Genomic DNA, 9765 nt, shown 5'->3' on the forward strand with positions numbered 1-9765 from the left:
CCCTTCCGGTGTCGCACCTCAGCCGGTCAGCTGCCGTGCCCGGGCCACCAGGTCGCGCACCGAGTGGTCGGTGAGCTCCGGCAGCCGGTCGTAGTCGAACCAGCGCAGGTCCAGCGACTCCTCGCTGATCAGCGCCTGCGCACCGGACGGGGCCAGCGCGATGTACTGGACGTCCAGGTGGGTGTTCTCCGGCCGGTCCTTGCCGGCGCAGCGCACCAGGTGCCGGTCCAGCTTGGCCGGCACCGGGGTGCCGCCGCTCTCCAGCAGCACCAGGTCGGGGATGCCGGACTCCTCGACGGCCTCGCGCAGCGCGGCCGAGGCGAGGTCGCGGTCGCCGGGCTCGCAGTGCCCGCCCATCTGGAGCCACATGCCGACCTTGGGGTGCAGGGTCAGCAGCACCCGCCCGGCGGCCGGGTCGACGACCGCCGCGCTCGCCGTGATGTGCGCGGGCAGGCAGGAGCGGTACAGGCCGTCGGGCCGCGCGGCGAGGTGCTCCAGGTAGTCCAGCCGCAGCTGCTCCTGGTCCTGGTCGGCGGGCCGCCACCCGCTCAGCGCGCGCACGGCGTCCGCGTGCAGGCCGGTGGCGGGGGCCGCGCTGGCGGAGGCTCCGCCGGCGGGCGTCTCGGTGGCCGTCATGCGGTGGGCTCGCCCTTTCCGTCGGTGCCGTCCTCGTCGGTCTTCGGCTGCTCGTCCTTCTTGGTGAGGTCGGGCTTGCCGGCCGCGGCCTCGCCGAGCAGCTTGTCGAGCGCGTCGAAGTCGATGCCGCCCTCCAGGTCGTCGGCGGAGCCCCGGTGGACGAAGGCGTCCGGGTCGTCCAGGTCGGCGGCGGTGGGCAGCATGTCCGGGTGCTCCCAGAGCGCGTCGCGGCCCTCGATGCCGCGGGCGTCGGCGAGCAGCGCCCAGAGCCGGGAGGCGTCGCGCAGCCGGCGCGGGCGCAGCTCCAGGCCGACCAGGGTGGCGAAGGTCTGCTCGGCGGGCCCGCCGGCCGCGCGGCGGCGGCGGACGGTCTCGCGCAGCGCGCCGGACTGCGGCAGGTGCGGCTCGGCGGCGGCGTGCACGACGGCGTCGACCCAGCCCTCGACCAGCGCGAGCGCCGTCTCCAGGCGGGCGAGCGCGGCCTTCTGCTCGGGGGTGTCCTCGGGCTGGAGCAGGCCGCCGGCCAGCGCCTCCTGGAGCGCCTCCGGGTTGGTGGGGTCGAGCTGGCCGACCAGCTCCTCCATCCGGGAGGTGTCGACCTTGATGCCGCGCGCGTAGGCCTCGACGGCGCCCAGCAGGTGGGCCCGCAGCCACGGCACGTGGGCGAAGAGCCGCTGGTGGGCGGCCTCGCGCAGGGCGAGGTAGAGCCGGACCTCGTCGGCGGGCACGCTCAGGCCCTCACCGAACTCGGCGACGTTCTGCGGCAGCAGCGCGGCCTTGCCGGCCGGGGCGAGCGGCAGGCCGATGTCGGCGGAGCCGACCACCTCGCCGGCGAGCGCGCCGAGTGCCTGGCCGATCTGGGTGCCGAACATGGCGCCGCCCATCGAGCGCATCACGCCCATCAGCGGGCCGGCCATGGCCTGCATCTCCTCGGGCATGACGCCGCCCATGGCGTTGCCGACCCGCTCGGCGACCGGGTCCACCAGGTCCTTCCAGACCGGGAGGGTGGCCTCGATCCACTCGGCGCGGCTCCAGGCGACGGCGGTGCCGGCGCCGGAGGGGAACTCGGTGGAGCCGTCGAGCCACAGGTCGGCCAGGCGGACGGCCTCGGCGACGGCGGAGCGCTCGGCCGCGCTGACCGAGCGGTCCTTGCTCTTGCCCTCGGCGGGCTCGGCGACCACGGTCTGGCGGGCGATGTTCGTGGCGAGGTCCCAGTTCACCGGGCCGCCCTCGAAGGAGAGCATCTGGCCGAGCTGCTGGAAGGCGGCGCCGAGGTCGCCCGGGTTCATGCCGCCGAACATCGCGGCGAAGGGGTTGTCGGCACCGGCGCCGCCGGGGCCGCCCGGGGCGCCGGGCATGCCGAAGAGCGCGCCGAAGGGGTTGCCGCCCCCGAAGCCGAACGGCTGCGGGCCGCTGTCGGGCTGCTCCTGGTCCTTCTTCTTCTGCGCGTCGTCGGGCTTGGCCTTGCCGTCCTCGGGCTCCTCTGGCGGAACGCCGAATCCGAAGGGAAGGTCGCTCACGGGGTCCTCGATCCGGTCGGCCGTCATGCGGGTGTGGCGGGAAAGTCTGCGCCCGGGGCGGCGGCGGAGTGGGGGACTCGGGGCGGCTCCCGCGCGGCAGGCCCGCGCCGGGTGCACCACCGGGCCTTCGCCTCGGGCAGGATGGACGTACGTGACACACGTCCGTACGCACATAAAGCTAACCGTGGAGGATGGCCGGTGAGTTCCCCGCCCTCGGACGTTCGCTCTGGGCTGACCGGAGGAGAGACCGGAGGAGAGGACGCGTCGGACACCACGGCGTCGCCGCCTCCAGCCTACGGCGGACGGCCGCTGACCGTGGCGGTCACGGGTGCCGCAGGCGTGCTGGGCGAGCGGGTCGCCGCCCGGCTGGTGGCCTCCCCGCACGTGCGGAAGGTCCTCGCGGTGGACGACCGGCGCGGTGACGTGCCGGGCGTGCAGTGGCGGGTCCTCGACGTGCGCGACCCGGCGGTGGCCGAGCGGCTGGCCGGGGTCGACGTGGTGGTGCACCTGGCGATGGACTTCGGCATGGAGTCCGACGCCCGGGCCCGCAGCGCCTACAACGTGCGCGGCGCCCAGACGGTGCTGACCGCGGCCGCGGCCGCCGGGGTGCACCGCGTGGTGCTGTGCACCTCGGCGATGGTCTACGGCGCGCTGGCCGACAACGAGGTGCCGCTGGCCGAGGACTCCGAGCTGCGGGCCACCGAGGAGGCCTCGCTGGTCGGGGACCTGCTGGAGATCGAGCGGCTGGCCCGCCGGGCGCCGCGCGCCCACCCGGGCCTGCAGGTGACGGTGCTGCGCCCGGCCGTGGTGGTGGGCCCCGGCGTGGACACCGTGCTGACCCGGCACTTCGAGGCGCCCCGGCTGCTGGTGGTGGCCGGCTCCCGGCCGTGCTGGCAGTTCTGCCACGTGGACGACCTGGCGGCGGCGCTGGAGTACGCGGCGCTGGGCCTGGTCGAGGGCGAGGTGACGGTCGGCTGCGACGGCTGGCTGGAGCAGGAGGACGTGGAGCGGCTGTCCGGGATCCGGCGGATGGAGCTGCCGGCCTCGCTGGCGCTCGGCACGGCCGCGCGGCTGCACCGGCTCGGCCTGACCCCGGCCCCGGCCGGGGACCTGGCGTACACGATGTACCCGTGGGTGGTGTCCGGTAGCCGGCTGCACGAGGCGGGCTGGCGCCCGGCGCACACCAACGAGCGGGTGCTGGCCGAGCTGCTGGAGCAGGTGTCCGGCAAGCACGCGGTGGCCGGGCGCCGGCTGGGCGGCAAGGAGGCGGCGACCAGTCTGGGGGCGGCCGGGGCGACGGTGGCGCTGGTCGGTACGGCGGCGCTGGTGCGCCGGGCCCGCAAGCGGCGGCGGTTCTGAGCGGCCGGTCCTGAGCGGCCGGTGCTGAGTAGCCGGGCCCGACCGGCGGGCCGGGCGGCGCTTCCCGCGCGCGACTTCTCACGATGCGAAATTCCGGAACCGTGATGCGGAAAGCACTTGCCCCGGACCGTCCCGGATGGGGAATCATGGGGTCATGTCCGACAACCACGACCCCATCCGCCTGCTCGCCATCCGCGACACCCCGCTCTCGCTGGACGAGGTGTACGAGGCGGTCGGCGACGACGCGGCCGGCGGCACCACCGTCTTCGTCGGGACGGTCCGGGACCACGACGGCGGCAAGTCGGTCTCCGCGCTGGAGTACAGCTGCCACCCCACCGCCGAGCAGGAGCTGCGCCGGGTCGCCGAGAAGGTGGCCGCGGACTTCCCGGTCCGGGCGCTGGCCGCGGTCCACCGGGTGGGCCGGCTGGAGATCACCGACAAGGCCGTGATCGTCGCCGTCTCCTGCGCCCACCGCGGCGAGGCCTTCGCGGCCGCCCGCCGGCTGATCGACGACCTCAAGCACGAGGTGCCGATCTGGAAGCACCAGGTCTTCTCCGACGGCGCGGAGGAGTGGGTCGGCGCCGGACGCTGCTGAGGCGGGCCCGGGCACGACGGAACCGGACCGGACGGCGCGGGACCGGAGGCGAGGACACGGGACCGGTCGGAACCGGACGGCACACCTCGCGCGTCCGTCGGGTCAGGCGCGCCGCGGTCTCACTCCAACGGGTCCGTGTCGGCGCTCCGGATACTCCCTGGAAGTGAGCCGATCGGCCGTCCCGTAACCCGGACGGCGCCGGCCGCGTTGTCCGCCGGAGTGGTTAATCTGCTCATAGACACGACGAGCTGGGAGTGCTGGTATGGGTGTGCTCGCCTGGTTGATCATTCCGGTTGTCGCCGTCCTGGTCGCCGCCCTCTGGGCGGGGTGGGCCCAGCGGGCCCCGCGGGCCACCGGCGATCCGGCCTCACTCGCCGAACACCGGCGCTTCATGGCCGCGATGGAACGCACCACCGCGGGCGCCGCCGCCCCGGGTGAGGGCTCCGGCCGGTAGCCCGGCGGGCGCCGCTTCAGGCACGTCCCGTACTGTCGAGGCATGCCACGCCGCTCCGCGACGATGCTCGCTGCCACCCTGCTGCTCATAGCGCTGCTCTGCGTCTCGGTGCTGATGAAGGTGCCGTACACGGAGATGAGCCCGGGGCCGACGTACAACACGCTCGGCAACCAGGGCGGCAAGCCGGTGATCAGCATCAGCGGGCACGAGTCGTACCCGACGACCGGGCACCTCAACATGACCACCGTCCAGGTCACCGGGGCCAAGTACGAGCCCAGCCTGGTCAACGCGGTGGTCGGCTGGCTACGGGACGACGTGCTGGTGGTGCCGCACGACAACGTCTACCCCAAGGGGCAGTCGGACGCGGACGCCAAGAAGCAGAACGCCGAGGAGTTCGCCTCCTCCGAGGACAGCGCCCGCACCGCGGCGCTCAAGCAGCTGGGCGTGCCGGTCGGCAGTGAGCTGATCGTGAAGTCGGTCACCGCGGGCGCCCCGGCCGAGGGCCGGCTGCACGCGGGCGACCAGATCGTGGCCGTGGACGGCGTCCCGGCCGGCTCGGTCGACCAGGTGGTCGCGGCGGTCACCAAGCACAAGCCGGGCGAGTCGGCGGTCTTCACCGTCGTGCCGCGGGTCAAGGACGCGAACGGCGCCGCCACGGCGGGCGGGAAGACCGACGTCACCGTCCCGACCGTCCGGGCCAGGGACCTCGACCCGAAGGCCCCCGCCGAGCGGGCGGAGCTCGCGGTGGTGGGCATCGGCACCGGGATCCGGCACACCTACCCGTTCCAGATCGACATCGGGCTGCAGGACGTCGGCGGCCCGAGCGCCGGCCTGATGTTCTCGCTCGGCATCATCGACAAGCTCACCCCGGGCGGCGACCTCACCGGCGGCAGGTTCGTGGCCGGCACCGGGACCATCGACGACGACGGCAAGGTCGGTCCGATCGGCGGCATCTCGATGAAGCTGATCGCCGCCCGGGACGCCGGGGCCGAGTACTTCTTCACCCCGTCCTCGAACTGCGCCGAGGCGACCAAGAACGTTCCGTCCGGGCTGACCCTGATCAAGACGGACACGCTGGACAGCGCGCTGAAGTCGCTGGAGCAGGTCCGCTCCGGGCAGACCTCCGCGCTGCCGTCCTGCGCCGCCAAGTAGCGGCCAAGTAGCGGCCGGGTAGTCGCCGAGCAGCGCCGGTAGCGGCCGGGCCGTCGGCACGAGGCCTGCCGGGCAGCCGCCTGGGGGCGGCCGCCCGGGACCATCGGCGGGGAGGCGTCAGGCGAAGGTCGCCAGCAGCGCGTCGGTCAGGCCGGGCACCAGGTCGGGGCCGGTCAGCACCTCGCGGGCGACGTCCTTGGAGCGCAGCCGCAGCGCGATCTCCTTCTTGCCGTCGCGGAGCACCGCGGCGGTGATCCGCACCTCCTCGCGCTTGGGGTGGTTGGCCACCCACTCGGCGAGCTGGGCGTCGGAGGCGCCCCGCGGGCGGGACTGCTCGGCGCCCGGGGGAAGCATCAGGCGCTCGACGACCAGGGCGCAGCCGGCCACGGAGTCGGGCCAGGCGATGGTGCCGAGGAACTTGTCGAGCTCCATGCCGGCCGGCAGCTCGTCCTGCTCGATCGGGGTCAGGCCGGGCTCGTCGCCGTCGGCGAGGCCGAGCTGCTTGGCGATCTTCGGGTTGGCCTTGCGCAGGGCGGCGCTGTCCACCAGGGCGAACAGCCGGGCCGGGAGGTCCCAGCCGAGGGTGGAGGCGTACTCGTCGATCTCCAGCGCGGCCCGGGTCAGCGGGGTGGCGGCCGGGAGCTTGGAGACGTCGTCGGGGGAGTTGTTCAGATCAGACGCGTCGGACATGCCTCAATCCTCACACGCCGGGCGGGGCGCGCTCGCCGGAAGGCCGCCGGGGGCGGTCGGGGGGTCGTCGCGGGCCGCCGGGAGGGCCGCGGGAGCCGCGGCGGGGACGGCCGGCGGCGGGTGGTCGTCGTAACCGTCTGCTAACGGTGGGAACTCGGCCAAAGCCTGGTTAAGTTGCTCTGACGACCGACCCCATTCAGACGACACAGCCGAGGTGCCACCGTGGTCTTCCAGATGCCCGAACGCTCAGGGCCGGGTTTCCGGCGCAGGGTAGGCCCGCCCTCCCGGCGGGCGCGGGTGGCCCTGCTGACCCTGGGCGTGCTCGCGGTGCTCTTCCTGCTGTTCGTCATGTTCGCGGGCTTCTGGACGGACTGGCTGTGGTTCAGGTCGGTCCACTTCTCCTCGGTGTTCACCACCCAGCTGTGGACGAAGATCGGCCTGTTCGCGGTGTTCGGCCTGCTGATGGCGGTGATCGTCGGCTTCAACATCTGGCTGGCGCACCGGCTGCGGCCGCCGCTGTCGGCGATGTCGGTGGAGCAGCAGAGCCTGGACCGCTACCGGTCGGGCCTGGCGCCGTTCAAGCGCTGGGCGCTGATCGGGGTCTCGCTGGTGATCGGCCTGGTGGCCGGCGCCGCGGCCTCCGGCCAGTGGCGGACCTGGCTGATGTGGACGAACTCGACCTCCTTCGGTGAGAAGGACACGCAGTTCGGCATGGACGTCTCGTTCTACGCCTTCGACCTGCCGTTCTACGAGTTCGTGCTGGGCTTCGCGTTCAGCGCGGTGATCGTCTCGCTGCTGACCTCGGCGCTGGTGCACTACCTGTACGGCGGGCTGCGGCTCCAGGGCCCGGGCCGCCGGGCGAGCGCGGGCGCGCAGGGGCACCTGGCGGTGCTGCTGGGCGTGTTCGTGCTGCTGAAGGCCGTCGCGTACTGGCTGGACCGGTACGCGCTGGCGGTGAAGACCGGCTCGTACAAGGGCGTCTCGGGCTGGACGGGTCTGCGCTACGTGGACGCCAACGCGTTCCTGCCGGCCAAGACCATCCTGTTCTTCGTCGCGATCATCTGCGCGGTGCTGTTCTTCCTGACCCCGATCCGCCGCACCTGGGCCCCGGCCCTGATCGGCCTGGGGCTGATGGTGCTGTCGGCGGTGCTGATCGGCGGGCTGTACCCGGCGATCGTGCAGCAGTTCCAGGTCAAGCCGAACGAGCAGGCCAAGGAGACGCCGTACATCCAGAAGAACATCGACGCCACCCGCCAGGCGTACGGGATCGCGGACGCGCAGACCACCCAGTACACCCCGCAGGGCACGACCAGCGCCGACGCGCTCAAGCCGGACGCGCAGACCATCGCGGACATCCGGCTGCTGGACCCGAACGTCGTCTCGCCGGCGTTCCAGTCGCTGGAGCAGCAGCGCAACTACTACGCCTTCCCGAACACGCTGGACGTGGACCGCTACGGCACCGGGCAGGACAAGCAGGACAGCGTGATCGGCCTGCGCGAGCTCGACCTCAACGGCGTGCAGCGCAACTGGATCAACGACCACTTCAAGTACACCCACGGCTACGGCGCGGTGGTCGCCAAGGGCAACCAGGTCGACGACAAGGGCCAGCCGGTGTTCACCGAGTCGGGCCTGCCGGCCACCGGCACGCTGGGCGACTACCAGCAGCGGATCTACTACGGCGAGAAGACCACCACGTACTCGATCGTCGGCGGCGCCAACAAGGAGATCGACTACACCGATCCCAAGACCGGCCAGAACGCCGAGTACACCTACTCCGGCGGCAGCGGCGTCTCGCTGGACAACCCGCTGACCCGGGCCGCGTACGCGGTGCGCTTCACGGAGCCGCAGATCCTCTACGCGGGGGCCATCACCGACGGCGCCAAGGTCATCTACAACCGCACGCCGAAGGAGCGGGTGGAGAAGGTCGCGCCGTGGCTGTCGATCGACGCCGACCCGTACCCGGTGGTGCAGGACGGCCACGTGGTCTGGGTGCTGGACGGCTACACCACCTCGGACGGCTTCCCGTTCTCCTCGAAGACGACGCTGGGCGCCGCCACCAAGGACTCGCTGACCAACCAGCGCGGTGAGCTGCTGACCGCCGCCAACCAGGTCAACTACATCCGCAACTCGGTCAAGGCCACGGTGGACGCCTACACCGGCGAGGTGAAGCTCTACCAGTGGGACGAGAAGGACCCGGTCCTGAAGACCTGGATGAAGGCCTTCCCGGGCACCGTCGAGCCGAAGGCGGACATCCCGCAGACGCTGTTGCCGCACCTGCGCTACCCGCAGGACATGTTCAAGGTGCAGCGCGACCTGCTCGGCCAGTACCACGTCACGGACGCCAACTCCTTCTTCAACGGCAGTGACATCTGGCAGGTCCCGGTGGACCCGAGCAGCGACACCAAGCAGGTCCAGCCGCCGTACTACGTGACGGTGCGGATGCCGGACACCAACACCGCGAACTTCTCGCTCACCAGCACCTTCGTGCCCAACCAGCGGCCCAACCTGGCGGCCTTCATGGCCGTCAACGCGGACCCGGGGGACGACTACGGGAAGATCCGCATCCTGAAGATGACGGGCGAGAGCGGCGCCCCCGGCCCCGGCCTGGTGCAGTCGAAGTTCAACTCCCGCCAGGAGGTGGCCAACCAGATCTTCGCCCTGAAGAGCGGCGGGGACGCCGAGCTGGAGTACGGCAACCTGCTGACCCTGCCGGTCGGCGGCGGGCTGCTCAACATCGAGCCGGTGTACGTGCGCGGACGCGGTGCCAAGTACCCGACGATGCAGAAGGTCCTGGCGGTGTACGGGGACGACAACGTGGCGTTCGAGGACACCCTGGAGGCCGCGCTGAAGAAGGTGTTCGGCGGGGCGCCCCCGTCGACCACCCCGATCGTGCCGTCCACGCCGGGCACCGGGACTCCGACCACCCCGACGGCGCCCGCGACGCCGGCGCCGGGCGGGACGATCTCACCGGAGCTCCAGAAGGCGCTCTCGGACGCGGAGAAGGCGTACGGCGACAGCCAGACCGCGTTCAAGAACGGCGACTGGGTGGCCTACGGCAACGCCCAGAAGGCGCTCGGCGACGCCCTGAAGGCCGCGGAGGCGGCCCGCGGCGGCAGCCCGGCGTCGGCCCCGGCCGGCACTCCCGCCCCGGGCGCCACCGGCGGCGGATCGCCCAGCCCGCAGCCGTAGTCCGCGGAGGCGGCCGCTGAGCTGCGGTAACCGTTTTCCGTTCCACCCCGCGCCCGTGCTATGGTTTGACCACCGACGCGGGGTGGAGCAGCTCGGTAGCTCGCTGGGCTCATAACCCAGAGGTCGCAGGTTCAAATCCTGTCCCCGCTACAAAGGCCAGAGGCCCGGAG

The 9765-nt window shown here is 72.6% G+C and carries 8 protein-coding genes and 1 tRNA gene; 6 read left to right on the forward strand and 3 right to left on the reverse strand.

All coding sequences use genetic code 11. The annotated features are described in order from the left end of the window. Positions 1 to 18: 18 nt before the first annotated feature. Positions 19 to 636 carry an NUDIX hydrolase gene (locus ACFU6K_RS19700; RefSeq protein ID WP_380664672.1) on the reverse strand — a complete coding sequence of 206 codons (618 nt, stop codon included), beginning with the start codon at positions 634 to 636 and terminating at the stop codon, positions 19 to 21. Beyond that, on the reverse strand, positions 633 to 2156 hold the full coding sequence (locus tag ACFU6K_RS19705; protein WP_380664674.1) for a zinc-dependent metalloprotease: 1524 nt from the start codon (positions 2154 to 2156) through the stop codon (positions 633 to 635). The genes ACFU6K_RS19700 and ACFU6K_RS19705 overlap by 4 nt, the downstream gene beginning before the upstream one ends. A 198-nt stretch (positions 2157 to 2354) precedes the next feature. Between ACFU6K_RS19705 and ACFU6K_RS19710 the strand changes: the two genes are divergently transcribed. The 4 genes from ACFU6K_RS19710 (at position 2355) to ACFU6K_RS19725 (ending at position 5716) form a co-directional block, all read left to right on the forward strand. Next, positions 2355 to 3515 carry an NAD-dependent epimerase/dehydratase family protein gene (locus ACFU6K_RS19710; RefSeq protein ID WP_380664676.1) on the forward strand — a complete coding sequence of 387 codons (1161 nt, stop codon included), beginning with the start codon at positions 2355 to 2357 and terminating at the stop codon, positions 3513 to 3515. Between the two features lie 154 nt (positions 3516 to 3669). Further along, on the forward strand, positions 3670 to 4110 hold the full coding sequence (locus ACFU6K_RS19715; RefSeq protein WP_380664678.1) for a molybdenum cofactor biosynthesis protein MoaE: 441 nt from the start codon (positions 3670 to 3672) through the stop codon (positions 4108 to 4110). A 280-nt stretch (positions 4111 to 4390) separates the two neighbouring features. Continuing rightward, the gene (locus ACFU6K_RS19720; RefSeq protein WP_234348548.1) at positions 4391 to 4564 is read left to right on the forward strand and encodes a hypothetical protein; all 174 of its coding nucleotides are present in this window, start codon (positions 4391 to 4393) and stop codon (positions 4562 to 4564) included. A gap of 42 nt (positions 4565 to 4606) precedes the next feature. Next, positions 4607 to 5716, forward strand: coding sequence for a PDZ domain-containing protein (locus tag ACFU6K_RS19725; RefSeq protein WP_380664680.1), 1110 nt, complete (start codon positions 4607 to 4609; stop codon positions 5714 to 5716). Positions 5717 to 5833: 117 nt separating this feature from the next. Here ACFU6K_RS19725 and ACFU6K_RS19730 read toward each other — a convergent pair whose 3' ends face one another. Next, positions 5834 to 6406 carry a PPA1309 family protein gene (locus ACFU6K_RS19730; protein ID WP_380664682.1) on the reverse strand — a complete coding sequence of 191 codons (573 nt, stop codon included), beginning with the start codon at positions 6404 to 6406 and terminating at the stop codon, positions 5834 to 5836. A 234-nt stretch (positions 6407 to 6640) separates the two neighbouring features. On the opposite strand from ACFU6K_RS19730, the gene ACFU6K_RS19735 reads away from it, so the two are divergent. Then, the gene (locus ACFU6K_RS19735) at positions 6641 to 9595 is read left to right on the forward strand and encodes a UPF0182 family protein (RefSeq protein WP_380664684.1); all 2955 of its coding nucleotides are present in this window, start codon (positions 6641 to 6643) and stop codon (positions 9593 to 9595) included. A gap of 76 nt (positions 9596 to 9671) precedes the next feature. Then, positions 9672 to 9745: transfer RNA gene (locus ACFU6K_RS19740), tRNA-Met, on the forward strand. Positions 9746 to 9765 lie beyond the last annotated feature (20 nt).

The sequence above is a fragment of the Kitasatospora sp. NPDC057512 genome, from assembly GCF_042802135.1.
Lineage (GTDB): Bacteria > Actinomycetota > Actinomycetes > Streptomycetales > Streptomycetaceae > Kitasatospora.